This is a genomic window from Streptomyces sp. NPDC020731 (genome assembly GCF_044334705.1).
In the GTDB taxonomy this organism is placed as follows: Bacteria; Actinomycetota; Actinomycetes; order Streptomycetales; family Streptomycetaceae; genus Streptomyces.
Genome location: NZ_JBIRTN010000008.1, coordinates 178117 through 203569 on the forward strand (window position 1 = coordinate 178117; position 25453 = coordinate 203569).

Consider the following 25453-nt stretch of genomic DNA (forward strand, 5'->3'; position numbering starts at 1 on the left):
ACGCGCGCCGCCGGGTGGCCCCGACCGGGGACATCCGGCGGCGTTCATGTGCCGGACAACGCCTCCGTCGGGGAGAGCCGGCTCGCGCGGACCGCCGGGTAGAGGCCGGCGATCATGCCGATGACCAGGGTCGAGCCGATGCCCGCCAGGCTCGCCCACGCCGGGACCACCGTCGGCCAGTCGCGGCTGAGGGCGTATCCCGCCGTGATCAGTGTCCCGAGGACCGTTCCGCCCAGACCGCCGATGAGGGACAGCAGCAGCGACTCCGTCACGAACTGCGTGCGGATCTGGCCGCTGGTCGCCCCGAGGGCTCGCCGGAGGCCGATCTCGGGACGCCGTTCCAGTACCGAGATGACCATGGTGTTGCCCACACCCACGCCGCCGACGAGCAGAGCGACTCCGCCGAGACCGAGCAGCAGTCCGGTCAGTGCCGACTCGGTGGCCTCGCGGGCCGCGAGCGCGTCGGAGGGCCGTGAGATCCGCACCTCACCCGGCTTCTCCGGGTACGCCGTGGCCGGGAGCACCGCCCGTACCGCCGCGACCCGGTTGTCCTCCGCGCGGACGTACACCGTCGACGGATGGCCGTCGAAGCGCAGATAGGTCCGGGCCGCCGACCATCCGACCAGGGCGGCGCCGTCCAGTTCGGGTGCCAGCGGTACCGGATCGAGGACGCCGATCAGCGAGAACCAGCGGCCATCGAGCCAGACCCGGGTGCCCGGGGTGTACACGTCGAGCCGCTGGGCGGCGGTGGCGCCGAGCACCACCGCCGGGTACTCGTCGGTCGCGGAGTCCAGCCAGCGTCCCCTGCGGACCTGCCCGCCGACGGCCGGCAGGAGATCGGTGCCGGCCGCGAGCACGGTCAGCGAGCCGGTCCGGCCGACGGCGATGTGGTCGTTGCGGTAGACGTGCGCGTCGGTCGCGCCGGTGGCGGCCACCTGCCGCACCGGCGGGATGCGACGGACCATCGGGACGGCCTCGTACGGCAGCCGGGCCTTCTCGCCCGTCAGGGACTCGCCCGGAGCCACCCGCAGCAGATTCGTGCCGAGGGCGTCGAGCCGCCGGTCCACCTCCGCCTGCCCGGAGCCGGAGATGCCGACCACCGCGATCATCGCGGCGACGCCGATGGCGATGCCGAGCGCCGAGAGGAAGACCCTCAGCGGACGCGTCCGCAGACCCGTACCGCCGAGCCGTACGACGTCCGCGGGCCCGAGCCGGGCGGCCCGCAGCCGGTCGCCCGGCTCGCCGCGGTGGGAGTTCGGGGTGCCGTCCGTCATCGGGTCGCCCCGATCGACGCGCCGGCCGCCGTGTCGGCGACCAGGCGTCCGTCGCGCATCTCGATGCGGCGCGGGAGCTGCGCGGCTATCTCACGGTCGTGCGTGATGACCACGACGGTGGTGCCGGCCGCGTGAAGTTCGCGCAGCAGGGCGAGTACGGCCGCGCCCGACGCGGAGTCGAGGTTGCCGGTCGGCTCGTCCGCGAGCAGGACCGAGGGTTCACCGACCACGGCACGGGCCACGGCGACCCGCTGCCGCTCACCGCCGGAGAGCTGGTGGGGCAGGTGCCGGACGCGGTGGCTGAGCCCGACCCGGGCCAGCGCCGCCGCCGCCTCGGCCCGGCGCCGCCGCATCGGGACGCCCGCGTAGAGCAGTCCGTCCGCCACCGAGTCCAGGACGGGTACACCGACCGCGAGGTGGAACTGCTGGAAGACGAAACCGATCCGGGTGGCACGCAGCGCGGAGACCTCGCGGTCGGACAGTTCGGCCACGTCGTAGCCGTCGACCAGGACCCGGCCCGAGGTGGGCCGGTCGAGGCTGCCCATGAGGTTGAGCATGCTGGACTTGCCGGAGCCGGACGGACCGACCACCCCGACCAGTTCTCCGCGTCCGATCCGCAGACTCACGTCGCGGACCGCGGCCACCGGGCCCGGGTACGTCTTCGAGACGGCGTCGAACTCGACGACGGCCCGGGATCCGCCGCTCATTCCGGAATCCTCACCTTCAGTCCCGCGCGCACCGCGGAACCGCTTACTTCCACCTTGCCGTCGGCGAACAGTCCGGTCTTCACCGCGACGAAGCCGCCGTCCGCCGTCTCCAGCCCGTGTCCGCCCTCCGCCAGCGCCACCAGCGCGGCGACCGGGACGGTCAGCACGTCCTTGGCCTCACGGCCGACGTACTCGACGGTGACGGGACCGCTCTCCAGTCGCCCCACGGACTTCTGGTCCTTGATCGTGACGGTCACCGGCACGGTCGCTCCGCCCTGCCCCGAACCGTCCTCGCCGGAACCGCCCTCGGGCGCACTGGCCTGCCTGCCCACCGACGCCACCTCGCCCCGTACGGTCCTGCCGTCCGGCAACCGGACCCGGACGGCCGTGCCGCGTACGGCCCAGGAGGCGTCGGCGGCCGAGGCGTCGACGACGACCTTGCGTGCCGTCCCGGTGTACGTGAGGGCGTTCTCGGTGACGGCTTCGCCGAGCCGGACGCCCGGCCGGCCGATCCGCACCTTGCCGGCGGAGTAGATGACGTCACCGATACCGACCGTGCCGGTCTCGGGCATCCCGAGCGACTTCTGCCACCGTTCGACGGCGTCGGCGGTCTTGGCGGTGAACATCTCGTCCACCGTGAAGCCGGTGTGGCCGAGTGCGGCCAGGTTCGTCTCGAACTGCAGGACGTCCATGCCCTTGAGCTCCGTCGCCGTGACGGACCCGGTCCCGGTCCCGTCCCCACTCCCGGTCGGCGTCGGCGTCGCGGAAGGGTTCGCGGCGGCGGTGTCGCCGGTCCCGCCGTCCGGCTTGCGCCCGCCGGAGGCCGCTTCCCCGTCCGCGGTGCCGGCCGTCCCGTCCGCGGTGCCGGTCCCGGACGCGGTGGTGGTCAGCCCCAGGTCCCGGTACATGGGCAGCGACCCGTACAGCAGCACCACCGGGCGGTCGTCGACGCGCAGCAGCGTGTCACCGCGCTCCGCCGTGCTCCCCGCTTCGGGCAGCCCGGTCACGGTCCCGGTCGCCTTGACCGGCAGGGGTATCTCCGTGCCGTACCCCAGCTGTCCGTCCACCTGGGTGCGTTCGGTCAGCGTGGCCCGGGTCACCGGAACCAGCGAACCGGCCCGGGGCGGCGCGCTCGGCCCCTCGTCCCCGCCGCCGCCGAGGCCCAGGGCGCCCACCACGGCGACCGCCGCCACGACGACCACGGCCAGGGCGATCAGCGCCGTACGCCGTCCCCGTCCGCCACGCGGCGGTTCGGACACCGTTCCGGCCTCGTCATCGGTCTGCGTCACCGTGTCCGTCACGGTCAGCCCTTGCCGGGGCCCGGGGACTCCGGAACGCCCACGATCGGCCCGCAGATCCGGATGGCCCGCTTCGCACCGGCGGAGCTCTGGTCCCAGTCCCCCTGCCCGAGGCCGTCGGGGCCCGGGTCGGGGAAGTCGGCGGCCCCGTTCTCCTGCATGCACTTCGCGTACCGCTGCTTCACCTCGATCTGTTCGGCGGTGAGCTTGGACTGGTTGTCCTTCTCGATGCTCTCGGGCACGGCCGCCAGGTGGTCGGCGCACTTCTCCGTGGCGGCCCGGAACTTCGCGTCCTTCTTCAGGGCCCGGTTGTCACCGAAGTCGATGTTCCCCTTGGCATCCGGGTCCGGAGCGTCGACCCCGTTCTCCCGCAGGCACTTCACGTACTCGCGCTGCGCCCGCACATAGGCGGCCACGTCGTCCCCGCCGCCCTGCGCGTCCGAGCCGGCGGACGACGTGGTCGCGCCGCCGCTCGCGGCCGTCGGGATCTCCGGCTCGCCCTCGTCGCCCCCACAGCCGGTCAGCGCCAGCGCCATGACCGAGGCCGCCGCGGCCAGCAGTACCCGATTCGCCCTCACCGGTTCTCCCGCTCTCCTGTCGAACCCGTCCGCGGACGCGGCGGGCAGACCGACCGTAGGACGGAGCCGATGAAGAACTCTTGAAGAACCTGTCAGCCGGCCGTGCGGCCGCAGAAGCGTCACGGCCGACGGTTCCGGAGCAGCACCCGCACGGCGCGGCGGCGGTGGCGGCACCGGGATACGCTCACGGCCTTGACGTGGCTCAACGGCCCGACTCATGGGGGGAATTGTGGAAATCTCGTCGCGTGGTTCCGTGCCGCGCAAAGTGACGGGCGCGGCGTTCGCCGCCGTGCTGCTCGTCGGGGGAGCGGGTGCCTGCGGAGGGGACGGCGGGAGTGGTTCCGCGAAGGGGGAGCCGTCCGGGGTGACGCCCGCGGCGGCGGTGGCGAAGGCGGCGGCGAACTCCGCGGACATCGTGTCGCTCCACTACCGGATCACCGGGACCCTGCCGGAGAAGGGCCGGCTGGAGGCCGACGCGTTCATGAGGACGGAACCACCGGCCATGAGCATGGAGATGGACACGGCCGGTCGGGGTGGGGGCGGCCGGCTGCCGGTCCGGTTCGTCGACGAGGTGATGTACGTCGGCAGGGCCGTGAAGGGAAAGAGTTGGTTCAGAGCGGACCCGGCCGCGTGGGGAGGCCTCACGGTGGACAACAATTCCCACGGCGTCCTGCCCCGTCAGCTGGAGAGCAGCCCGGTCGTGCAGTCCACCCTCCTGACCGGGTCCGAGGACGTGCGGATGGTCGGGACCGAGACGGTCGACGGCACCAGGACCACGCACTACGAGGGAACGGTCACCTTCGACGGTCTGCGCGCCGCCCGTGACGCCGCCCCGGACGAAGCGACCCGGGAGCGCCGGATCGAGGGCCTCGACCAGTTCGTGGGGCTGCGCGTCTCCGACGCCCTCACCATGGACCTGTGGATCGACGGCGACAACCGCGCCAAGCGGTTCCGCTGGCAGGCGCAGACCGATGGCGCACAGGGCGGCACCGGCGGCGGACCGCTCGACCTGACCGTCACCTTCCTCGACATCGACCGGCCCGTGACCATCGAGGCCCCGCCGGCCGAGGACACCGCCACCCTCGTGGACGACGCTCAGGGGGGCTGAACGTCGTCCGGACGAGGGAGTGAAGCCCGGCACGCCGGCCCGGCCCGACGACCCGCGGGGCGGCACCGGCGGCGGGGTTCAGACGGTCCGCAGCGTGGTGCCGTTGTTCCGCAGTGCGGTGAGCTCGTCGGTGGGGGCCGTGGTGTCGGTGACGAGGGTGTGGACGAGGGCGGACGGCCCGACGTGGGCGTGGGCGGTGCGGCCGAGTTTGGTGCCGTCGGCGGCGGCGACGACACGGCGTGCCGAGGCGATGGCCGCCTTCTTCACCGCCGCTTCGTCGAGGTCGTAGGCGGTCAGGCCGTCGGCGGCGGTCAGGCCGCAGCAGCCCAGGACTGCGGTGTCGAAGCGCAGCGCCGACAGGGAGGCGAGGGTGAGGGGGCCGATGAGGGCTCCCTCGCCGGCGCGGGGCCGGCCGCCGGGGACCAGCAGCGAGGTCGGTTCGGGGGCGTCACCGAGGACGTCGATCGCCTGCAGCGACAGGGGCATCACGGTGACCTGTCGTCCGCGCAGCAGGCGGGCGACCTCCAGGCAGGTCGTGCCGCTGTCCAGCAGGACGGTCTCGCCGTCGGTGATGAGGGAGGCCACCTCGGCGGCGATGCGCCGCTTGGCGTCGACGGCCTCGTGGGCGCGCAGGCCGAAGGGGGGTTCGTCCCCCCGCAGGAGCAGGGTGCGGGCGCCGCCGCGGAACCGTTCGAGGACGCCCTGCGCGGCCAGGTGGTCGAGATCGCGGCGGATGGTCATCTCCGAGGCGCCCGTCAGGCCGGTGAGTTCGGCGACCGTGGCCGTTCCCGCCTCCTGGACGGCATGGGCGATCAGACGGTGGCGTTCCGCGGTGGTCATACCGTGATTCAACACCACCCGCATCGAACAATGAAGATGCGCGAAGAGGGATCTATCAAACAGATCTCATGTTCGTTAGAGTGCGCGCATGGAAAGAGCTCTGCGCGTGGCCCGTGCCGTGACGTTCGTCTATTTCGTTCTCAACGGCACCTTGCTGGGCCTGTGGGTCGTGCAGATCCCGGCTGTCGAGGAACGCGTGGGCATCGGTCACGCGGCCCTGGGCGGGTTCCTCGTGCTGCTGGGGGCCGGGGCCTTCGTCGGCATGCAGGTCGGCGGACGGCTGTCCGACCGGCTCGGCGCGCGCACCGTCGTTCCGCTGGCCGGCGTGCTGTGCAGCGCGACCCTGGTCCTGCCCGGGCTCGCCCGGGAGCCATGGGCCCTCGGAGTGGCCCTGCTGCTCTTCGGGTTCGGCAACGGCACCCTCGACGTCAGCATGAACGCGCACGCCGTACAGGTGGAGAAGGCGTACGAGCGGCCCGTCATGTCGGCCTTCCACGCCACGTTCTCCGTCGGCGGCGTCCTGGCCGCCCTCCTCGGCGCCGCGGCCATCGACGTCGGCTGGGGCCCGTTCCCGACCCTGGCCACCGCCGCCGGTCTCGGCGTCGTCGTCGCCCTGGTGTCGGCCCGCGGCCTGCTGCCCGCCGTGCCGCACGCCCCCGCGGCCGGTGCCGATGACGGGTCCGAGGGGAAGAAGCGCGCCGTTCCGGCCCGGATCTGGCTGCTGGCCGTCCTCGCCCTGCTGGTCATGCTGTGCGAGGGGGCCGCCAACGACTGGAGCGTCCTGCACCTCAGGACCGTCCTGGGCGCGTCGGAGAGCACCGCCGCCTTCGCCTACGGGGCCTTCGCGGCGACCATGACCATCGGCAGGTTCCTGGCGGACCGGATATCCGCGCGCTTCGGGCCGGTCGCCGTCCTGCGGTACGGCGCGGCCCTCGCCGCCGCCGGCATCATCCTCGTGGCCCTCTCGCCCTGGATCTGGGCGGCACTCGCGGGCTGGGCGCTGTTCGGCCTGGGCCTGTCCGGCTGCGTCCCGCAACTGTTCAGCGCCGCCGGACACGCCGACCCCGCGGCCGCCGGCACCAACGTCTCCCGGGTCGCCGGACTCGGCTACATCGGCATGCTCGCGGGCCCCGCCGTCATCGGCTGGATGACCCACGTCATGGCCCTCAACCACACCTTCCTGCTCCCCGCCCTGTTCTGCGCGACCGCCGCCGCGGCGGCCGGGATCCTGCGTACCCCCTCGGACCGGCCGCGCGTGGCCGAGCCGGTCGCCTGACCGCCTGTGCGGCACGGCCTGACCCCGTGGCCGCACAGGCTCCCCCGCACCGCCCGAGCCGCGGTCAGCGCACGCCTCGTTCCGCCAGGGCCGTTCCGGGGCTGCGCGGGGCGTAGTGGACGCGGGACTTCACCGTGCCCCGGGGGACGCCGAGGGTGGCGGCCGCCCGCCGGGTGGTGCGGTCGGCGAAGAAGGCGGCCTCCGGGACCTCGCCGGTGACGGCAGGAACTTCACCATCGGCAGCCCGGAGAAGAACGCCCCGGACGTGCTGGGCTTCGCCCTGAACGTCGGCGGCGGCGAGATCTGCCGCACCGTCCGCTTCCGTCGGCACGACCGGGGTGAGCGGGGGTGCGGCGAACCCCGCCCCGACTGCGCCTTCGGCGGCACCCTCGCCAACGACGTCCGGCCGGAAGCGGTGAAGCCCACGGTCCGACCTCCACGGCGGCCCTCACCTCACCGTCAGTACCACCTTGCCGCGGGCGTGCCCCCCTTCCACCCGGCGCACACCCGCCGCCGCTTCCGCCAGCGGGTACGTCCGGCCGACCACCGGAGTGAGGCGGCCGGACCCGAGGAGGGCGACGACGGCCCGCAGATCCTCCTGGGCCGGACCGGACGGGACCGCCGGAAGGATCACCCGGAGCCGCTGCCGGGCGACCGCGCCGGCCGCGAGCAGCCTCAGCGTGGCGCCCATCGCGCCGAACACGCGGCCGGGTGAACCGCCGGCGTTGCCCACCAGCGTGCCCGTCGGGGTGAGCGCCCGGCGCAGGCGGGACAGGGAGTGGTTGCCCACGTTGTCCAGGATGACGTCGTAGCGTGCGCGGGCGCCGGTGAAGTCCTCACGTGTGTAGTCGACGACGTGCGCGGCGCCCAGTGAGCGCACCAGGTCGGTGTTGCGGGCGCTGCACACGCCGGTGACCTCGGCGTCCAGGCTCGCGGCGATCTGCACGGCGAACGTGCCCACTCCACCGCCGGCCCCGTTGACCAGCACCCGCTGTCCCGCCCGCACCCGACCCACGGTTTGGATGCCGCGCAGGGCCGTCACCGCCGCCACCGGGACGGCTGCGGCCTGCTCGAAGGTCAGGTGCGCGGGTTTGGGAACCAGCAGGTCCGGGGTGGTGGTCGCGTACTCGGCGAAGGCACCCGTGCAGAAGCCCAGCACCTCGTCGCCGGGCCGGAGCCCACGCACACCGGCACCGACCGCCTCGACCCGGCCGGCCGCGTCGAGCCCGGCCACCCGCGACTTCGGCCGGGTCAGTCCCATCCCCGCCGTCAGCCGGGCCGCGTACGGGTCGCCGCGCATCATGTGCCAGTCGTAGGGGTTGAGTGCGGCGGCGTGCACCCGCACCAGTACCTGGCCGGCCCCGGGCTCGGGGCGGTCGATGTCAGCCAGCCTCAGGATGTCCGGTGGACCGAAACGGTCCTGGACGATCGCCTTCATCCGGATCCCCCTCATGGGTGTACGGCGTACACCCACCATCATGGGTGTACGCCGTACACCTGGCAAGGGCCGGGGAGGAACCGGGCCGGATGCCTGGGAGGGACCGGGGAGGGACCGGGGAGGGACCGGGGAGGGACCGGGAAGGGACCGGGAAGGGACCGGGCCGGAAGCCGGGCCGGACCGTCCGGGGTCAGCGCAGCAGCCGGGCCAGACCGTCCAGGGTCAGGTCGAGGGCGAACTCGAATTCGTACTGGTCGTCGCAGCCCCGGCCGACGACGGACTCCTCGTCGTGGGCGACCGCCATCGCCAGTTCGGTGATGTGGGGGTAGCGCGCGGCCATCTCCTCGGGCGACGGCGCGTCCGGGTCCGGCTCACGGCCGGCCCCGTCCTCGAACAGCTCCTGGGAGAAGCCCAGCAGCCGGCTGCCCATGACGTGCATCGCGTGGTGGACCAGGTCGAGCGAGAAGCCTCCGGCCCGGAAGACCCCGATCATCGAGTCCAGGTACGCCATCACCGCGGGGGTCGGCGCGGCCCGCGCCTTCGTCCGCGCCTCGATGACCCCGGACGCCCACGGATGGCGCAGCAGCATGCGGCGGGCGGACAGTACCCGCAGCCGGACCGCGGTCTTCCAGTCGGTGTCCGCGGCCGGCGGGTCGATCTCGCCGACGAGGACGTCGATCATGCCGTCCAGCAGCTCGTTCTTGTTGGCCACGTGCTTGTACAGCGCCATGGGGACAACACCGAGCACCTGCGCCAGTTTCCGCATGCTGAGCGCGTCGACCCCGCCCTCGTCGGCCAGCGCGACGGCGGCGGACAGCACCCGCGCCCTGCTCAGGGGGGTGCGGGTCCGGTGGACGGCATCGGCCTGCCCGGTGATCTCCACCATCCCCTCTCGGTCCGGGTGTACGACGTCCACCCTAGGCCCTGCCGTCACCTTCCCACCTGTCCCACGACGCCGTGCACGCCCTCTCGCCGCACGCACCGGGCCCCGACCCGGGCACGTCCGGTACGAGGGCCGGGGCCCGGCACGCCGGGAGCACGCACCTGACACCGCGGGGCCCGCCCTCCGGGCGGACGACGGGAATCCGACGACAGGACTAGCCGCCCGCGCCCGCCTCCTCGGGGGCCGCCCACTCGACGAACTGGACGACGACCCCGTTGGGGTCGGTGACCTGGAAGAGCCGCTCGCCCCACGGCTCCTTGCGCAGCGGCATGGTGATGGCCACGCCCCGCTCCCGCAGCCGCCGCTCCTCGCCCTCGATGCCGGTGACCGTGAAGGCCAGGATGACTCCGGCGGCGTGCCGGTCGCGCTGGTCGGCGGGCAGGACCTCGGTGCCCCGGCGCAGCAGGACGATGTCGACGGCCGCGTCGCCCCGGGTCAGTGAGGCGAATCCGTCGGCGGCGGCGATCTCCTTGTAGCCGAGGTGGGTGGTGAAGAACCGTCGCGAGGCGGCCACGTCGTCGACGGTGAGCGACACGGTGGAGACGGTGATCTGCACGGTTGCCTCTTCTCTCTTCAGGGGCCGGGCGGACTGCCTACGTGACGACACCCGCGTCACCACCGGCTTCGATCACGGGTTCAGCGTGCCGACACCGGGGGCTGGTGCGCTTGTGCAGGGTGCGGCAGTGTTGTGGCCGGTCACGTTGCCGACCACGGCCACCATCTGGTGGGGTGGTTCGGGGGGCCGAGGCCCGGGAAGGAACGACGACATGATCATTTTTGGTACCAAGGGGTATCTGTACCAGCTCGCGATACTGACGCTGGTGTGCGCGCAGTGCGGGAATCCCTCCGCGCACACGCTCAGGAAGCGGGTCACCAAGTTCACCCTGTTCTTCGTGCCGCTGTTCCCGGTCTCGACGAAGTACGCGACCCAGTGCACCTTCTGCGGCGCGGAGCAGAAGGTGACCGGGGAGCAGGCCGAGCAGCTCCAGGCCCAGGCCGTCGGCGGCGGGCAGGGGTACGGGCAGCAGTCGCAGCAACAGCCGTACCAGTCGTAGCCGGTCGCGGTCCTAGCCGCTCCACGCCTCGTCGTACGGGTCCTGCGGGACCGGGACCGGTTCGGCGCGGGTGACCTCGAAGTACGGGACCGGGCCGTCGTTGACGGGGTCCTTCGTGCGGCGCGGGGTGTAGCGGCCGGTGATCTCCAGCCAGGTGTCCGGTTGCAGCACCGGGGGGATCCCCCCGGTGAGGGCGATCTTGACCGGCTGGGCGTCGGCGGCACAGCAGTTGAGGCCCATCCGGACCAGGTACGGGGCGCCGGTGCCGTCCAGGGCCACGAAACCGGTGATGGCGATGGGGCGGTCGCGCAGATGACGGCCGTGGTCGTAGACCGCGCGGGCCGCGTACTCCCCGACTCCCAGGCGCAGGGGTCCCCGCTCGGGCAGCTCCGGGTAGCCGAGGGGTTTCTGCAGGGCCGTACCGGTGTGGGTGGCGCTGTAGGAGCCGAGGGCGGGCGGGGCGACCAGGATCAGGGCGAAGAGGGGGAGGGCGAGGAGCCAGGAGACACGGGGTTCCCGGTGCGGCCGGCCCGGGCGCGGACCGCGGCGCCACGCGTACCGGGCCGTCGCCGCCGCCGTCGCGATCAGTACCGCGCCCGACAGCAGGAGCAGCGGGCGCAGGCCCGCCTTGACGTACCGCAGGTGCAGGTCGGTCAGGCCGGTGTGCAGCACGGTCGCGCCGAGGAGGAACAGCAGGGCCGCCTGGGCCTGGTGGTTCAGGGCCGGCTTCACAGCAGTACCGCTCCCGTCAGGGCCGAGACGACCACCGCCAGGGCGAAGGTCGTGGGGGCGAAGCGCAGGGCGAAGGCGCGGCCGAACGTGCCCGCCTGCATGGCGAAGAGCTTCAGGTCGACCATCGGTCCCACGACCAGGAAGGCGAGCCGGGCCGTCAGCGAGAACTGGGTGAGCGACGCCGCCACGAACGCGTCCGCCTCCGAGCAGATCGACAACAGCACCGCCAGGGCGGCCAGCGCCAGCACCGACAGCACCGGGCTGCCGGCCGCCGCGCGCAGCCACTCCGCCGGGACCACCGCCTTCAGCGTGGCCGCCGCCATCGCGCCGACCACCAGGAAGCCGCCCGCGTGCATCACGTCGTGCCGTACCGAGCCCCAGAACGCCGCACCCCTGCTCCGACCGTCGTACGAGGAACGAGCGGGCGGGCGCAGCCAGTCCGTGCGGCCGAGGCGCTGCCACAGCCAGCCCATCGCGCACGCCACCAGCAGGCTCGCGACGAAACGGGCCAGGACCATCCCGGGCTCGTCGGGGAAGGCGACCGCCGTCGCCGTCAGCACGATCGGGTTGATCGCGGGGGCGGAGAGCAGGAACGCCAGGGCGGCCGCCGGCGCCACCCCCCTGCGCACCAGTGCGCCCGCCACCGGTACGGACGCGCACTCGCAGCCCGGCAGCACCGCCCCCGCCGCGCCCGCGACGGGTACGGCCAGTGCGGGGCGTTTCGGCAGGGCGCGGGCGAAGAACGACGGCGGGACGAACACCGCGATCGCCGCCGACAGCAGGACGCCGAGCACCAGGAAGGGGAGGGCCTGGAGGACCACCGCCACGAACACCGTCATCCAGCTCTGCATCACCGGCGCGGCCAGGGCGCGGCGGACAGGGTCCTGGAACATCACGGCCGTGAGCAGGAACAGGGTGAACAGGAGGGAGGAGTCGAGGTGGCGGGACTCCTCGTCGTGCGCCTCCTCCTCCCGGCCGTCGTCGGGCTCGGCGGTGCCGCGCGGGGGCGGTTTCGTGATGGCCACGGGCCGGGTGCACCTCCGGTGGATGGGCGCGCGAGAGAGCGGGGCCGCGCTCGGGTCCCTCCCCCTTGGTACGGAGGGCGGGGCGCGGCCGTTCAGACGCGGCCTGGAACCACCCGTCACGATGAGGCAGTCTCTTCACCTGTGGTGAGCCTCCTTCCCAACCCGGCCCTGCCCGGCGACCCGTCCGCGCACATGGTGGTGTGCGGCGACGACGGGCTGGCGCACCGGCTCGCCGGCGAACTCCGCGGTGTGTACCGCGAACAGGTGACCCTCGTCGTGCCGCCGTCCGGGCGCAGCGTGCGGCAGCCGATGGCCGGGCGGGCCCGTGCGGCCTCCGCGGCCCTGCTCGACCGGGTCGTGACCGCCGTCAACCGGGGCAACGGCGGGTCCGACGACACCTTGGCGCCCGGCGAACGGATCGTGGAGGCCGCCGAGCCGACCGAGGCCGTGCTCGCCGAGGTCGGGGTGGAACACGCCGCCGCGCTGGCGCTGGTGTACGACGACGACGAGACCAACATCCGTGCCGCCCTGACCGCCCGCCGGCTCAACCCCCGGCTGCGGCTCGTCCTCCGGCTCTACAACCGGCGGCTCGGACAGCACATCGAGGAACTCCTCAATCAGGCAGCCGAGTTGGCGGACAGTGGTGGCACGCCGGGACGCGCCGGGGCCGACATCGCCACGACCGTGCTGTCCGACGCCGACACGGCCGCGCCCGCGCTGGTCGCCACCGCGCTCGTCGGCACCGGCAAGGTCGTCGACGCGGAGGGACTGCTGCTGCGGGCGGTGGAGCGCCGGCCTCCGGGGCCGGGTGAGGTGGCCGACCCGGGACTGTGCACCCTCGCGCTGCTCTCCGCGACCAGCAACGACCCCGCAGGCGACGAGGGTTCGGAGGACAGCGGCGAGCAGGGGCCACAACTGCTGCCCGACGCGACGGCGGTGGCGGCGGCGACCGGGCGGGGGACGGTGGTGCTGGAGCAGCTCGCTTACTCCGGGCCGCCGTTGCCGGCCGGGCGGGGCGGGCCGCCGTTCGCCTCGCTGTTCTCGCGACGGCTGCGGTGGTCGCTGGCGGGGCTGGTGGCGGCGGTGATCGCCCTCGCCGTCGCACTGACGGTGGTGACACAGGACAACCCGCTGCACGCCACGTACGTCACGCTGCTCGACCTCTTCGCGATCAACGAGCCCGCACATCACCAGTCCACCGGGCGGCAGGTGCTGCAACTGCTGTCCATGCTGGTGGGGTTGTTGCTGCTGCCGGTGCTGCTGGCGGCCGTACTGGAGGCGCTGGGGACGTTCCGCACGGCGTCGACGCTGCGGAAGCCGCCGCGCGGGCTGGGCGGGCACGTCGTGCTGCTCGGGCTGGGCAAGATCGGGACGCGGGTGCTGACACGGCTGCGGGAGCTGCACATTCCGGTGGTGTGCGTCGAGGCCGACCCGGAGGCGCGGGGGATGGCCGTGGCGCGGCGGTTACGGGTTCCGGTGGTACTGGGGGACGTCACGCAGGAGGGGGTGCTGGAGGCCGCGAAGATCCACCGTGCGGACGCGTTGCTGGCACTGACCAGCGCGGACACGACGAACCTGGAGGCGGTGCTGTACGCGCGGTCCGTACGGCCGGATCTGCGGGCGGTGCTGCGGCTGTACGACGACGACTTCGCGAAGGCGGTGTACCGGACGTTGCGGACCGCGCACCCTTTGGCGCTGACGCGGAGCCGGAGTGTTTCCCATCTGGCCGCGCCCGCGTTCGCCGGGGCGATGATGGGGCGGCAGATTCTGGGGGCGATTCCCGTGGAACGGCGGGTGCTGCTGTTCGCGGCGGTCGTCGTGGGCGGGTATGCGCCGTTGGAGGGGCGGACGGTGGGGGAGGCGTTCCGGGCGGGAGCCTGGCGGGTGCTGGCGTTGGACACGGCGGGGTCCGCCTCCGGCGGGGAGGGGGCGCCGGGTTCCGGGCTGGTGTGGGACCTCCCTGATACGTACGTGCTGCGTGCCGAGGACCGGGTGGTGCTGGCCGCCACCCGGCGGGGGCTGGCGGAGTTGCTGGGGCGGCGGGCGCGGAGCGCGACGTAGCGCGTGCGCCGGCTCGCTGCCGCCGGACGGGGGCTTCACTTGCCCGCGTGCGCGGAGCTGCCGCCGGACGGGGGTGGGCTTCACTTGCCCGCGTGCGCGGGGTGCCGCTGCGCCCACCCGTGCCGCCCCCAGCGGCACGACTGCCCGCAGCTGCGGAGGTACAGCGGCGCGCCCTGCCCGCGGCTGCGGAGGTACAGCGGCGCGCCCTGCCGCCGCTGGAGGGTGGGCGCCGCCCCAGCGGTACGGCTGCCCGCGGCTATGCGGGCAGGTGTTCGGCTGCGAAGTCGAGTTCCAGGCGGACCTGTTTGATGCGTTCGTCCACTACCAATGAGCCGTGGCCGGCGTCGTAGCGGTAGACCTTGTGGACCGCGTCCCGGGACTCCAGGCGTTTGACGTAGTTCTCGATCTGCCGGATGGGACAGCGGGGGTCGTTGACGCCCGCCGAGATGTAGACCGGGGTCTTCACCCGGTCGACGTAGGTGATCGGGGAGGACGCCTCGAAGCGGTCGGGGACCTCCTCCGGGGTGCCGCCGAGCAGCGTGCGGTCCATCGCCTTCAGCGCCTCCATCTCGTCGTGGTACGCCGTGACGTAGTCGGCGACCGGAACCGCCGCGATGCCCACCGCCCACGCGTCGGGCCGCGTGCCGATGCCGAGCAGGGTGAGGTAGCCGCCCCAGGAGCCGCCGGTGAGGATCAGCCGGGCCGGGTCGGCGAGACCGGAGGTGATCGCCCACTCCCGCACCGCCTCGATGTCCTCCAGCTCGATCAGGCCCACCCGGTGCTTCAGCGCGTCGGTCCAGGCACGGCCGTAGCCCGTGGAGCCCCGGTAGTTGACGCGGACCACCGCGTAGCCGTGGTCGACCCAGGCGGCCGGGCCGGCCGCGAAGGAGTCGCTGTCGTGCCAGGTGGGGCCGCCGTGGATGTCGAAGACCGTCGGGAGCGGACCGCTCGCGCCGGCCGGCTTCTGGACCAGGGCGTGGATGCGCCCGCCCGGGCCCTCCACCCACACGTCCTCCACCGGCACCGACCCGGGTGACTTCATCCCGGGCGGGTCGAGGACCACCCCGCCCGTCGTGGAGCGCACCGCCGGCGGCTGGGCCGCCGACGACCACAGGTACTCCACGCTGCCGTCGGGCCGGGCCGTCGCACCCGAGACCGCGCCGCGCGGGGTGGGGATCTCCACCAGCCGGCGCTCGGCCAGGTCGTAGCGGAACAGCTCGCCGCGGGCCTCGAAGCCGTGCACGACGAGCAGCCCCGTACCGTCCGGGTACCACTCGGCGCTCACGTCACCGGGCAGCTCCAGCGCGAGGTCCCTCTCCTCCCCCGTCGCCACGTCCCACACCAGGGGCTCCCAGCGTCCGCGCCGCTGGTGACCGATGAGCAGCCGGGTGTCGCCCGCCACCGGCGCGAAGCCCAGCACCTCCAGGCCCAGCTCCCGCGTGCCGCCCTCGGTGTCGTCGAGCTCGGCGACCGTCGTACCGTCGGGCCGCAGCACCCGCAGCGCGGAGTGCATCGCGTCACCGTGCTCGGTGTGCTCCACCGCGATCAGCGAACCGTCGTGGGAGAGGTCCCCGACGCCCGCCGACTCGCGGTGCCGGTAGATCTCCACGGGCCCCTCGCCCGTGCGGACCAGGTGGATCGTCGTCCCGTCCTCGTCCGTGGAACGGCCCACGACCGCCGTACGGCCGTCCCGGCCCAGCGCGAGTCCCGCCGGGTACGAAGGGTCGAGGCCCGGTGCCGCGAGCTCGTCCTCGCCGCCCGGGAACCGCTGCCGGCGCCACACGCCGAACTCGTCGCCGTCCTTGTCGTCGAACCACCAGATCCACTCGCCGTCCGGCGAGAGCACGCCGTCCGTCGTGCCGTTGGGCCGGTGCGTCACCTGCCGCTGCTCGCCCGTCGCCCGGTCCCAGGCGTACAGCTCGTAGGTCCCCGTCGCGTTCGACACGAACAGGGAACGGTCGGGGGCGTCCTCCGCCCAGTCGGGCAGGGACACCCGGGGCGCCCGGAAGCGCTTCTCCCAGTCGGGCATGCCCTCGCCCTGTTCCACTCGCTCGGTCTGGTGGTCCGCCCGGCCCGGCGCGTCGGACCCGTTGCTCTCAGTCATGACCCCATACTGCCCGCCCCGGCGGGCATCGCGCCGCCGAGGCCCCCAGCCTGTGGACAACTTCTTCCCGATCCTTCACCGGCCCCTCGTGGGCGAGCCGACCCCCGCGGGACGGGGACCGCCCGCGGACCCGTACCGTTGAGGGCGTGTACCGGTTTCTGCTGACGCCCCGCTGGTGGGGGATCAACGTCTTCGTGCTGCTCGCCATCCCCTTCTGCGTTTTCATGGGGTCCTGGCAGCTGGGCCGGTTCGAGGACCGGGTGGACGACCACCGCGACGCCGAGGCGCGGGTCACCTCGGACAAGCGGGAAGAGGCCAGGCCGCTGGACGGCCTGCTGCCCGTGACCAAGGCGACCTCCGGCAAGCAGACCACCGCGAGCGGCCGGTACGACACCCAGCTGCTGGTGCCCGACCGCAAGCTGGACGACAAGGACGGCTACTACGTCCTGGCCCTGCTGCGCACCGACACCGGCCGGGCGCTGCCCGTCGTCCGGGGCTGGCTGCCCGGCACCCCCGACCCGGCCGAGGTGCCCGCGGCGCCCACCGGTGAGGTCACCGTCACCGGCGCCCTCCAGGCGTCCGAGACACCGGGCAACAACGGTGTCAGCGCCCGCGGCGGCCTGCCGCAGGGACAGACGGCGGCGATCAGCTCGGCGTCGCTGGTGAACCTCGTGGAGTACGACGTGTACGACGCCTGGGTCACGCTCAACCGCGGCGACTCGGGGATGAAGGCGGTGCCGGCGACCGCGCCGAGCGGCACCGGGCTGGACCTGAAGGCGTTCCAGAACCTCGGCTACACCGCCGAGTGGTTCGCCTTCGTGGGCTTCGTGATCTTCATGTGGTTCCGTCTGCTCCGCCGCGAGCTGGAGTTCGCCCGCGACGCGGAACTGGGCCTGGCCCCGGACGAGGACGGGCACGAGGACGGAAAGCGGGAGCCGGAGCGGTCGAGTCCGTCAGCGGTCTGACGACGGGCCGGGGGCCGCCCCCGTCGTACGGTCACACCGCCGTCAGCAGCCCCGTGAAGTACACCGTGCCCGCGCACGCGTTGCTCACCGTCGTGGAGGCCGGGCCCGAGCCCGTGGCCGACGTGTACGTCACCGTCACGCTGCCCTCCACCGTGCCGTCCTCCCTGACCAGCTGGGTGGCCGTGCCACTGTCGGTGCCCGTGGACGCACCGGCCGTCGTGGTCGGGTTGTCGGTCGGTGTCGGGTCGGGCGAGGGACCGCCGGTGCCGCCGCCCGTGCTGTCGCCCGGAGCGGTGCAGGTCTCGGAGGGCACCCAGGCGAACTTCACCTCGTACGCCGCACCCGGCTTGAGCACCAGCTGCGCGGACTCCAGGGAGGGGTCGGGCAGTCCGGCCGCCGCGTCCCCCGCCACATGCCGCGCCGAGCCCACCTTGGTGGCGTCGGCCGCTCCCTGCGGGGTCGCGCTCACGACGCCGGCGCCCTCGACGGTACAGCTCGCGGTGGAGACGTTGGCGACCCGGAACGAGCCGTAGACCGTGCCCGTGGTGTCGGGGGCGGCGCTGGACGCGGCCGCCGGGCCGAGCTGGGCGGCGGTGCAGGCGGGCACCCCGGCGGTGACGCCGGCCGAGGGGTCGGCCCCCTCCGTCGTACCCGTACCGGAGCCGGTGCTCGCCCCGTCCTCGTCCTCGTCCTTCTTGTCGTCCTTGCCGGTCCCCTCGACCTGGTCCGAGGCGCCGCCCGCGGTGCTCTCGCCGCCCTCCGGGTCCTTGCCCTGGCCGGTGCCGCCCTGCGCCTGCGAGGCGTGGCCGACGGCGGAGGGGTTGGCGTCGGAGCCGGTGACACCGGAGACGTGGACGAGGGCGGGGACGGCGGTGCCGAGGAAGAGGGCGGCCGCGGCCGCGCCGACGAGGGCCTGTCGCTTGCGGGCCCGACGGGCGGGCACGGCCCGGCGCAGATAGTCCAGGGTGCCGTCGCCCGGCTCCACCTCCCGCACCGCCTGCCGCAGCAGGGTGCGCAGTGCCAGCTCGTCCGCGTCGAGCCCCTCGGAGCTCTGTTCGTCCAGGCCGTCGTTCACAGTTCCGTTCCCAGCGTGCGTGTGCTTCGGCTCGTTCTTGTCGCCGGATTCCCGTACGTCCTCGGACTCGGGCACCCCCTCGGGCTCCCGCGCGGCGGCGGACGAACCGGAGGTCTCCCGGACCTCTGGCCCGCGCTCCTCGTGTCGCGCGTCCTTGCCCTCGCTCATACCGGTGCCTCCATGGCCACCCGCAGCGCCGCGATACCGCGTGAGCCGTACGCCTTCACCGAACCCAGCGAGACGCCGAGGGTCTCGGCGACCTGCGCCTCGGTCATGTCCGCGAAGTAGCGCAGCACCAGCACCTCGCGCTGGCGGCGTTGCAGGCCCTTCATCGCCTTGATGAGGGAGTCGCGCTCCAGCTGGTCGTAGGCGCCCTCCTCCGCGCTCGCCATGTCGGGCATGGGCTTGGAGAGCAGCTTGAGGCCGAGGATGCGGCGGCGCAGCGCGGAACGGGACAGGTTGACGACCGTCTGGCGCAGATAGGCCAGGGTCTTCTCCGGGTCCCGGACGCGTTTGCGGGCCGAGTGGACGCGGATGAACGCCTCCTGCACGACGTCCTCGCAGGAGGCGGTGTCGTCGAGGAGGAGCGCCGCGAGACCCAGCAACGAGCGGTAGTGCGCGCGGTAGGTCTCGGTGAGATGGTCGACGGTGGTACCGGCCGCCACGACGTCGTCGGTACCGTCACGCTGACCTGGTATGCGGGTGGGGCGCGCTGCGGGCATGGGTGCGATCACCGGCATGCCGCCGCCGGACGCGCCGGACATGCGGGGTCGGCGAGCCGGGCGGGGCGGCCGTAGGACCGTGCCGCGCGGCGCTGTGAAATCGAGTACCTCAGCCACGCCAGTTGGACACGCTTCCCCCCGTAAGGGTTGTACGCGCCGGGCGTCACTTTTGCGGCGGCCGGTGCGGCCGGCCGCCCGCCCGCGTCGGGCAGCACCACCGACAGCACATCAAATGCCCTCATGCGTCCCGCTCTTCCCCTGTGTCCCATATGAACGGACGTCCCCACGCCCGGTTCCGGACGTCCCCACGTCCGGAGAGCAGCGCCTCCACGCCCCCGGTAGGGGCGACCGCAAAGACGCTCCCCGCCCTCCGCGCGGTTGCGGAGAACGGGGAGGTGAATCCTCGTACGAGCCTCGTTCCATCCTCTGTTGCCGGAACGACCTGATCAAGAGGCCCCGACCGGGAATCCGGTGCACAGGACTCACACAGATCCTACAAACGAATCCTGTGCGATCCAGAACTTTTCACTGTTCAACCGCCACGAGTTCGGCGATCTGCGCGGTGTTCAGCGCCGCTCCCTTGCGCAGGTTGTCCCCGCACACGAAGAGTTCCAGCGCCGTGGGGTCGTCCAGGGCCCGCCGTACCCGCCCGACCCAGGTCGGATCGGTGCCGACGACGTCGGCGGGGGTGGGGAACTCGCCCGCGGCCGGGTTGTCGAACAGGACCACTCCGGGGGCCGTGGCGAGGATCTCGCGCGCCTTGTCGACGGTGACCTCGGCCTCGAAGCGGGCGTGCACGGTGAGGGAGTGCGTGGTGACCACCGGGACGCGTACGCAGGTGACCGCCACGGGCAGGGAGGGCAGACCGAGGATCTTGCGGGACTCGTCCCGGACCTTCATCTCCTCCGAGGACCAGCCGTCCTCCCGCAGCGAACCGGCCCACGGTACGACGTTCAGCGCGACCGGCTCCGGGAACGGCCCGGTGTTGTCCCCCACGGCCCGCCGCACGTCACCGGGCTTGGTCCCCAGCTCCGTACCGGCCACCAGGGACAGCTGTTCGCGCAGGGTCCGCACGCCCGCGTGTCCGGCGCCGCTGACCGCCTGGTACGACGAGACGACCAGCTCGCGCAGGCCGAACTCGGCGTGCAGCGCGCCCAGCGCGACGATCATCGACAGGGTGGTGCAGTTCGGGTTGGCGACGATCCCGCGCGGACGCCTCCGCACGGCGTGCGGGTTCACCTCGGGGACGACGAGCGGCACGTCCGGGTCCATCCGGAACGCGCCCGAGTTGTCGACCACCACCGCGCCCCGCGCGGCGGCGACGGGCGCCCACTGCTCGGCGACCTCGTCGGGCACGTCGAACATCGCGACGTCGACCCCGTCGAAGGCCTCCTCGGTGAGCGCCACGACCTCGACCTCTTCACCGCGCACGGCCAGCTTGCGGCCGGCCGAGCGCGAGGAGGCGATCAGTCGGATCTCGCCCCAGACGTCCGCCCGCTGGGACAGGATCTGGAGCATGACCGTGCCGACGGCCCCGGTCGCTCCCACGACCGCGAGCGTCGGCCGCCCGGAACGCCCGGGTCCTGCGGTCCCGGCCATCAGCGGCCGGTGCCTCCGTAGACCACGGCCTCGTCGCTGTCGGAGTCGAGACCGAACGCGGAGTGCACGGCGCGGACGGCCTCCGGCACGTCGTCCTTGCGGGTGACGACCGAGATACGGATCTCGGAGGTCGAGATCAGCTCGATGTTCACGCCGGCGTCGCTGAGCGCCGTGAAGAAGTCGGCGGTGACGCCCGGATTGGTCTTCATGCCGGCGCCGACCAGGGAGATCTTGCCGATCTGGTCGTCGTAGCGCAGGGAGTCGAAGCCGATGGTGCCCTTGTTCTTCTCCAGCGCGTCGATGGCCTTGCGGCCCTCGGTCTTCGGCAGCGTGAAGGAGATGTCCGTCAGACCCGTGGACGCGGCGGACACGTTCTGCACGACCATGTCGATGTTGATCTCGGCATCGGCGATCGTGCGGAAGATCGAGGCGGCCTCGCCGGGCTTGTCCGGCACACCGACGACCGTGACCTTGGCCTCGGAGGTGTCGTGCGCGACACCGGAGATGAGAGCCTGCTCCACCTGCTTGTCCCCTTGCTTCATCGGCTCGCTGCTGACCCACGTGCCCTGCAGTCCGCTGAAGGACGAGCGGACGTGGATCGGGATGTCGTACCGGCGGGCGTACTCCACACAGCGGTGGAGCAGCACCTTGGACCCGGAGGCCGCGAGTTCGAGCATGTCCTGGAAGGCGATCCAGTCGATCTTCCGGGCCTTGCTCACCACGCGCGGGTCGGCGGTGAACACACCGTCGACGTCCGTGTAGATCTCGCACACCTCGGCGTCGAGCGCGGCGGCGAGGGCGACGGCGGTGGTGTCGGAGCCGCCGCGGCCGAGCGTGGTGATGTCCTTGGTGTCCTGGCTGACGCCCTGGAAACCGGCGACGATGGCGATGTTGCCCTCGTCCACCGAGGCCTTGATCCGGCCCGGCGTGACATCGATGATGCGGGCTTTGTTGTGGACCGAGTCGGTGATGACACCTGCCTGGCTGCCGGTGAAGCTCTGGGCGTTGTGGCCCAGGTTTTTGATCGCCATGGCCAGCAGGGCCATGGAGATCCGCTCTCCGGCGGTCAGCAGCATGTCGAGCTCACGCCCGGCAGGGATCGGGGAAACCTGCTCCGCGAGATCGATCAGCTCGTCCGTCGTGTCGCCCATCGCGGAAACCACGGCGACCACCTGGTGGCCGTTCTTCTTGGCTTCCACGATCCGCTTGGCGACGCGCTTGATGCCTTCGGCATCGGCTACGGAGGAGCCTCCGTACTTCTGCACGACAAGGCCCACGTGCGCTCCTCGCTCAGTCCGTCGTTTTCCACAGTCCGCACACATATGTGTGCGACGCGGTCGGCTCAGTCTATCGAGCGCCCGAAAAACCCCTCCGCGATATCGCATGGTGAGACGTCCGGCCGCCCGTGCAGGGGGCTCATGCCCAAAGCGAGGCGGACCACTCGGAAAGTGCCCCGCGTCACACGCGGGCCCGACCGGCGCCCTCCCGCTCAGACTCCGGGAGGAACTGCGTCGAGGAACGCCGACCAGGCGGACGCGGTGATGTGAAGATCGGGGCCGGTGGGGTTCTCGGAGTCGCGGATGTGGACGGCGTCGGTCACGGCGACCTCGACGCAGTCGCCCCCTTCGTCGTCGCTGTAGCTCGACTTGAACCACTTCAACTGGTCATTCATGGGTACGGCAGCCGGACAGCCGGTCGACGAGCGGGCTCCCCAGCACAGGTCCGCTGTCCGCGAGCTTGTCGACCGCCGTTTCAATGAGGTCCGCGGACACCGGATCCTCCTCCGCCGGTTTGAGCGGCCCTGACTCCACCGAGGGATGAAGGCTGATCTCCCAGTTCGTGCTTCGCGTCCGAGCGTAGGACTCGAAGCAACATAAGGGATTCCTTACCTTCCCGGCTGGACGAGTGAACCAGCTCTCACGGAACGGTATGCGGTACCCGCCGTCACTGAACCGGCCGCATGCCCAGCGGCTCCCCGATCTCCTCCGCCATGACCTGGCCCGCCTCGAACTCCAAGGTGTCGTCGCCCATGCCCTGGTCGGTGTCCAGGCCGTCGAGTTCGGCGAGGGGCTGGTTCAGGCGGACGTGGGCGACCACGGACTGGAGGGCGCGCAACGCCGCGGACGCCGTGGAGCCCCAGTTGGAGAAGTAGGAGAACTGCCACCACCACAGGGCCTCCGACGTGCGGCCCGCGCGGTAGTGGACCATGCCGTGGCGGAGGTCGGAGATGACGTCGGTGAGGTCGTCGGAGATGCGGGCCGGGACCGGGGCCCTGCGGGGCTCGTAGGGGTCGAAGACCTCGGAGTAGACGTCGATCGGGTCGAGCATGCGGGCGAGGTTCTCGCGGAGTGCGTCCACGTCGGTCTCCGGGCCCGGGTCGGGTTCGTAGCGCTCGTCGGGGACGATGTCCTCGTGTGCGCCCAGGCGACCGCCGGCCAGGAGGAGCTGGGAGACCTCCAGGAGGAGGAAGGGGACCGCCGAGTCCGGTTCGTCGCCCTTGGCGACCTCCGTGACGGCGACCAGGAAGCTCTCGATCTGGTCGGCGATCTGGACCGCGAAGTCGTCCGGGTTCCGGTCCGTCGCGTGCAGCGTGGCATCAGACATCTAGGAGTCGTCTCCCCTCGAAGGCGCGGCCGAGGGTGACCTCGTCCGCGTATTCCAGGTCGCCACCCACCGGGAGGCCGCTGGCCAGGCGGGTGACCTTCAGGCCCATGGGCTTGATCATGCGGGCGAGGTACGTGGCCGTGGCCTCACCTTCGAGATTGGGGTCCGTGGCCAGGATGAGTTCCGTGACCGTGCCGTCGGCGAGGCGGGTCAGGAGTTCCCGGATGCGCAGGTCGTCGGGGCCCACCCCGTCGATCGGGCTGATCGCGCCGCCCAGCACGTGGTAGCGGCCCCGGAACTCACGGGTTCGCTCGATGGCCACGACGTCCTTGGGTTCCTCCACGACGCAGATGACCGCGGGGTCGCGGCGGGTGTCGCGGCAGATGTTGCACTGCTCCTCCTGCGCGATGTTCCCGCAGGTCGCGCAGAAGCGGACCTTCGCCTTGACCTCCATCAGCGCGTGCGCCAGACGCCGTACGTCCGTCGGTTCCGCCTGGAGGATGTGGAAGGCGATCCGCTGCGCGCTCTTGGGACCGACGCCGGGCAGCCGCCCCAGCTCGTCGATGAGGTCCTGGACCACGCCTTCGTACAACGGACTGCCGTCCTTCCTGGTGTTCCTTCAGTACGTACGGTAGAGGCCCGCGGGCCGTCTTAGAAAGGTCGGAAAGGTCAGAAGGGGAGACCGGGGATGCCGCCCCCGCCCAGCCCCTGGGCCAGCGGGCCGAGCTTCTGCTGCTGGAGGGCCTGCGCGTTCTCGTTGGCCGCCTGGACCGCCGCGACGATCAGGTCGGCGAGGGTCTCGGTGTCCTCCGGGTCCACCGCCTTAGGGTCGATCACGAGGCCGCGCAGCTCGCCGGAGCCGGTGACGGTGGCCTTCACCAGGCCGCCCCCCGACTGCCCGTCGACCTCGGTCCTCGCCAGCTCCTCCTGGGCCCTGGCCAGGTCCTGCTGCATCTTCTGGGCCTGCTGGAGCAGCTGCTGCATGTTCGGCTGGCCACCACCGGGGATCACGATTCGGCTCCTTGGTCGGTCCGTCGGTAAGGGTTTTACCGTTCGGCACGAGCCTACGTGGTCACGAGGACCGTCGCCCCGGCACTCTTTCGAGTGAGTCACGGTCAGGGCCCTATACCTGATCACGGCCATCTTCCGAGCGGAAAAGAGTCCGAACCCCCGGCGCCGCCACCCATTGGGCGGTAGGAAGGGTCAGGCGCGTGAGCACCTGGCGTCACACTTCATGGACGGACAGTACGCGGAGTCAGCAGGGGTCAGTAGGGAGATACCGGGTGGGTCAGCCGGAGATGCAGCCCGAGGGTCGGCCGCAGGACGGGCGGGGCGAAGGGACGGCCGGGCCCCGGCCGGGCGACCTGGAGGGGCGGGAGTTCCCGCTCGGGGACTGGGGCGAGCCGGCGCTCCGGCTGGACGAGCTGTACCGGTGGGTGGAGCGCGGCGCGCTGGACACGGCCGCCTGGTACCTCGCGGACCGGGTGTGGAAGCGGCGGTGCGCGTGGGCGCTGCGGGCCGGGACGGCCGTGGGCGCGCTGACCGGGGCCGCGCTGCCGCTGCTCGATCTGACCGGGGTGGCCGACGGGTCCGCGCCCTGGGGGTATCTGGCGCTGCTGCTCGGGGTGGCCTGTGTGGCCGGGGACCGGTTCTTCGGGATGACGTCCGGCTGGATGCGGGACGTGGCGACCGCGCAGGCCGTGCAACGGCGGCTGCACGCCTTCCAGTTCGACTGGGCGTCGGAGTGCGTGCGCGAGGTGCTCGGCCCGGCGGACGGCACGGCGAGCGAGGCGACCGAACGGTGCCTGTCGGTGCTGCGGCGGTTTTCGGAGGACGTCACCGAGCTGGTGCGGGTCGAGACGGCCGACTGGATGGTGGAGTTCCGCACGGGTGGCGCGCCGCTGGGCATCCAGACGGCGGTGGTGGGTGCGGGGCGCCCGGAGGGCTCCCTCCCGCACGGCCGTTTCCCGTCCCCGCAGGGGTCGGCCCGCCCCAACATGCCGCGGCAGCGTCCGCCCGAGCCGCGCTGAGCCGGCTCGTCACGGCGTG

Annotated in this window: 26 protein-coding genes; 6 read left to right on the forward strand and 20 right to left on the reverse strand. The window is 72.6% G+C overall.

The annotated features are described in order from the left end of the window. Positions 1–44: 44 nt before the first annotated feature. Genes ACH4VX_RS14680 through ACH4VX_RS14695 form a run of 4 tightly spaced genes read right to left on the reverse strand, consistent with a single transcriptional unit; the run spans position 45 to position 3857 of the window. Entirely contained in the window at positions 45–1274 is a 1230-nt protein-coding gene (locus ACH4VX_RS14680) for an ABC transporter permease (RefSeq protein ID WP_398367756.1), read from the reverse strand. Next, entirely contained in the window at positions 1271–1981 is a 711-nt protein-coding gene (locus ACH4VX_RS14685; protein ID WP_398367757.1) for an ABC transporter ATP-binding protein, read from the reverse strand. The genes ACH4VX_RS14680 and ACH4VX_RS14685 overlap by 4 nt, the downstream gene beginning before the upstream one ends. Next, complete coding sequence (locus ACH4VX_RS14690) at positions 1978–3282, reverse strand: peptidoglycan-binding protein (protein WP_398367758.1); 1305 nt, start codon at positions 3280–3282, stop codon at positions 1978–1980. Before ACH4VX_RS14690 ends, ACH4VX_RS14685 begins: the two co-directional genes overlap by 4 nt. A gap of 2 nt (positions 3283–3284) precedes the next feature. After that, positions 3285–3857, reverse strand: a complete 573-nt coding sequence (locus ACH4VX_RS14695; protein WP_398367759.1) for a hypothetical protein — start codon at positions 3855–3857, stop codon at positions 3285–3287. Between the two features lie 364 nt (positions 3858–4221). On the opposite strand from ACH4VX_RS14695, the gene ACH4VX_RS14700 reads away from it, so the two are divergent. Then, entirely contained in the window at positions 4222–4965 is a 744-nt protein-coding gene (locus ACH4VX_RS14700; RefSeq protein WP_398367893.1) for a hypothetical protein, read from the forward strand. Between the two features lie 78 nt (positions 4966–5043). Here ACH4VX_RS14700 and ACH4VX_RS14705 read toward each other — a convergent pair whose 3' ends face one another. Beyond that, entirely contained in the window at positions 5044–5805 is a 762-nt protein-coding gene (locus tag ACH4VX_RS14705) for a DeoR/GlpR family DNA-binding transcription regulator (RefSeq protein WP_398367760.1), read from the reverse strand. Positions 5806–5893: 88 nt separating this feature from the next. On the opposite strand from ACH4VX_RS14705, the gene ACH4VX_RS14710 reads away from it, so the two are divergent. Then, complete coding sequence (locus ACH4VX_RS14710) at positions 5894–7081, forward strand: MFS transporter (protein WP_398367761.1); 1188 nt, start codon at positions 5894–5896, stop codon at positions 7079–7081. Between the two features lie 64 nt (positions 7082–7145). On the opposite strand, the gene ACH4VX_RS14715 is transcribed toward ACH4VX_RS14710, so the two are convergent. From ACH4VX_RS14715 to ACH4VX_RS14730, 4 genes are all read right to left on the reverse strand, one after another. Continuing rightward, positions 7146–7412: a sigma factor-like helix-turn-helix DNA-binding protein gene (locus tag ACH4VX_RS14715; RefSeq protein ID WP_398367762.1), complete on the reverse strand. Its 267-nt coding sequence runs from the start codon at positions 7410–7412 to the stop codon at positions 7146–7148. Positions 7413–7529: 117 nt separating this feature from the next. Beyond that, positions 7530–8519: an NAD(P)-dependent alcohol dehydrogenase gene (locus ACH4VX_RS14720; protein ID WP_398367763.1), complete on the reverse strand. Its 990-nt coding sequence runs from the start codon at positions 8517–8519 to the stop codon at positions 7530–7532. A gap of 190 nt (positions 8520–8709) precedes the next feature. Beyond that, positions 8710–9405, reverse strand: coding sequence for a TetR/AcrR family transcriptional regulator C-terminal domain-containing protein (locus ACH4VX_RS14725; protein ID WP_398367764.1), 696 nt, complete (start codon positions 9403–9405; stop codon positions 8710–8712). A 211-nt stretch (positions 9406–9616) separates the two neighbouring features. After that, positions 9617–10018 carry a VOC family protein gene (locus ACH4VX_RS14730; RefSeq protein WP_398367765.1) on the reverse strand — a complete coding sequence of 134 codons (402 nt, stop codon included), beginning with the start codon at positions 10016–10018 and terminating at the stop codon, positions 9617–9619. Positions 10019–10229: 211 nt separating this feature from the next. Between ACH4VX_RS14730 and ACH4VX_RS14735 the strand changes: the two genes are divergently transcribed. Next, the gene (locus tag ACH4VX_RS14735) at positions 10230–10517 is read left to right on the forward strand and encodes a zinc-ribbon domain-containing protein (protein WP_398367766.1); all 288 of its coding nucleotides are present in this window, start codon (positions 10230–10232) and stop codon (positions 10515–10517) included. Between the two features lie 12 nt (positions 10518–10529). Here the strand turns inward: ACH4VX_RS14735 and ACH4VX_RS14740 are convergent, their stop codons facing one another. Both ACH4VX_RS14740 and ACH4VX_RS14745 read right to left on the reverse strand, forming a co-directional pair. Beyond that, positions 10530–11237: a TIGR03943 family putative permease subunit gene (locus tag ACH4VX_RS14740; RefSeq protein WP_398367894.1), complete on the reverse strand. Its 708-nt coding sequence runs from the start codon at positions 11235–11237 to the stop codon at positions 10530–10532. 8 nt (positions 11238–11245) lie between these two features. Next, positions 11246–12274, reverse strand: coding sequence for a permease (locus ACH4VX_RS14745; RefSeq protein ID WP_398367767.1), 1029 nt, complete (start codon positions 12272–12274; stop codon positions 11246–11248). Between the two features lie 192 nt (positions 12275–12466). Here ACH4VX_RS14745 and ACH4VX_RS14750 point away from each other — a divergent pair, with 192 nt between their 5' ends. Next, positions 12467–14335 (forward strand): NAD-binding protein, encoded by a 1869-nt coding sequence (locus tag ACH4VX_RS14750; RefSeq protein WP_398367895.1) that lies wholly within the window; start codon positions 12467–12469, stop codon positions 14333–14335. A gap of 256 nt (positions 14336–14591) precedes the next feature. Here ACH4VX_RS14750 and ACH4VX_RS14755 read toward each other — a convergent pair whose 3' ends face one another. Continuing rightward, complete coding sequence (locus ACH4VX_RS14755; RefSeq protein ID WP_398367768.1) at positions 14592–16439, reverse strand: S9 family peptidase; 1848 nt, start codon at positions 16437–16439, stop codon at positions 14592–14594. A 146-nt stretch (positions 16440–16585) separates the two neighbouring features. Between ACH4VX_RS14755 and ACH4VX_RS14760 the strand changes: the two genes are divergently transcribed. After that, positions 16586–17404, forward strand: coding sequence for an SURF1 family protein (locus ACH4VX_RS14760; protein ID WP_398367769.1), 819 nt, complete (start codon positions 16586–16588; stop codon positions 17402–17404). 31 nt (positions 17405–17435) lie between these two features. On the opposite strand, the gene ACH4VX_RS14765 is transcribed toward ACH4VX_RS14760, so the two are convergent. From ACH4VX_RS14765 to ACH4VX_RS14800, 8 genes are all read right to left on the reverse strand, one after another. Beyond that, positions 17436–18647 (reverse strand): hypothetical protein, encoded by a 1212-nt coding sequence (locus tag ACH4VX_RS14765; protein ID WP_398367770.1) that lies wholly within the window; start codon positions 18645–18647, stop codon positions 17436–17438. After that, entirely contained in the window at positions 18644–19318 is a 675-nt protein-coding gene (locus ACH4VX_RS14770; protein ID WP_398367771.1) for a SigE family RNA polymerase sigma factor, read from the reverse strand. Before ACH4VX_RS14770 ends, ACH4VX_RS14765 begins: the two co-directional genes overlap by 4 nt. A 408-nt stretch (positions 19319–19726) precedes the next feature. Continuing rightward, positions 19727–20800, reverse strand: coding sequence for an aspartate-semialdehyde dehydrogenase (locus tag ACH4VX_RS14775; RefSeq protein ID WP_398367772.1), 1074 nt, complete (start codon positions 20798–20800; stop codon positions 19727–19729). Beyond that, positions 20800–22077: an aspartate kinase gene (locus ACH4VX_RS14780; protein WP_398367773.1), complete on the reverse strand. Its 1278-nt coding sequence runs from the start codon at positions 22075–22077 to the stop codon at positions 20800–20802. Before ACH4VX_RS14780 ends, ACH4VX_RS14775 begins: the two co-directional genes overlap by 1 nt. A 212-nt stretch (positions 22078–22289) precedes the next feature. Then, the gene (locus tag ACH4VX_RS14785; protein WP_398367774.1) at positions 22290–22472 is read right to left on the reverse strand and encodes a DUF397 domain-containing protein; all 183 of its coding nucleotides are present in this window, start codon (positions 22470–22472) and stop codon (positions 22290–22292) included. Positions 22473–22744: 272 nt separating this feature from the next. Beyond that, positions 22745–23404, reverse strand: coding sequence for a DUF5063 domain-containing protein (locus tag ACH4VX_RS14790; RefSeq protein ID WP_398367775.1), 660 nt, complete (start codon positions 23402–23404; stop codon positions 22745–22747). After that, complete coding sequence (gene recR, locus ACH4VX_RS14795; protein ID WP_398367776.1) at positions 23397–23996, reverse strand: recombination mediator RecR; 600 nt, start codon at positions 23994–23996, stop codon at positions 23397–23399. The genes ACH4VX_RS14790 and recR overlap by 8 nt, the downstream gene beginning before the upstream one ends. A gap of 77 nt (positions 23997–24073) precedes the next feature. Beyond that, positions 24074–24415 carry a YbaB/EbfC family nucleoid-associated protein gene (locus tag ACH4VX_RS14800; RefSeq protein WP_351998020.1) on the reverse strand — a complete coding sequence of 114 codons (342 nt, stop codon included), beginning with the start codon at positions 24413–24415 and terminating at the stop codon, positions 24074–24076. A 272-nt stretch (positions 24416–24687) separates the two neighbouring features. On the opposite strand from ACH4VX_RS14800, the gene ACH4VX_RS14805 reads away from it, so the two are divergent. Continuing rightward, positions 24688–25434 carry an SLATT domain-containing protein gene (locus ACH4VX_RS14805; RefSeq protein ID WP_398367777.1) on the forward strand — a complete coding sequence of 249 codons (747 nt, stop codon included), beginning with the start codon at positions 24688–24690 and terminating at the stop codon, positions 25432–25434. The last annotated feature ends 19 nt before the right edge of the window (positions 25435–25453 follow it).

Bases quoted from the DNA above. Each gene is read 5' to 3' on its own strand.
- ACH4VX_RS14680 (WP_398367756.1), bottom strand. From the start codon at position 1,274: ATGACGGACGGCACCCCGAACTCCCACCGCGGCGAGCCGGGCGACCGG.
- ACH4VX_RS14685 (WP_398367757.1), bottom strand. From the start codon at position 1,981: ATGAGCGGCGGATCCCGGGCCGTCGTCGAGTTCGACGCCGTCTCGAAG.
- ACH4VX_RS14705 (WP_398367760.1), bottom strand. From the start codon at position 5,805: ATGACCACCGCGGAACGCCACCGTCTGATCGCCCATGCCGTCCAGGAG.
- ACH4VX_RS14710 (WP_398367761.1), top strand. From the start codon at position 5,894: ATGGAAAGAGCTCTGCGCGTGGCCCGTGCCGTGACGTTCGTCTATTTC.
- ACH4VX_RS14720 (WP_398367763.1), bottom strand. From the start codon at position 8,519: ATGAAGGCGATCGTCCAGGACCGTTTCGGTCCACCGGACATCCTGAGG.
- ACH4VX_RS14725 (WP_398367764.1), bottom strand. From the start codon at position 9,405: ATGGTGGAGATCACCGGGCAGGCCGATGCCGTCCACCGGACCCGCACC.
- ACH4VX_RS14735 (WP_398367766.1), top strand. From the start codon at position 10,230: ATGATCATTTTTGGTACCAAGGGGTATCTGTACCAGCTCGCGATACTG.
- ACH4VX_RS14750 (WP_398367895.1), top strand. From the start codon at position 12,467: ATGGTGGTGTGCGGCGACGACGGGCTGGCGCACCGGCTCGCCGGCGAA.
- ACH4VX_RS14755 (WP_398367768.1), bottom strand. From the start codon at position 16,439: ATGACTGAGAGCAACGGGTCCGACGCGCCGGGCCGGGCGGACCACCAG.
- ACH4VX_RS14765 (WP_398367770.1), bottom strand. From the start codon at position 18,647: ATGAGCGAGGGCAAGGACGCGCGACACGAGGAGCGCGGGCCAGAGGTC.
- ACH4VX_RS14775 (WP_398367772.1), bottom strand. From the start codon at position 20,800: ATGGCCGGGACCGCAGGACCCGGGCGTTCCGGGCGGCCGACGCTCGCG.
- ACH4VX_RS14785 (WP_398367774.1), bottom strand. From the start codon at position 22,472: ATGAATGACCAGTTGAAGTGGTTCAAGTCGAGCTACAGCGACGACGAA.
- ACH4VX_RS14790 (WP_398367775.1), bottom strand. From the start codon at position 23,404: ATGTCTGATGCCACGCTGCACGCGACGGACCGGAACCCGGACGACTTC.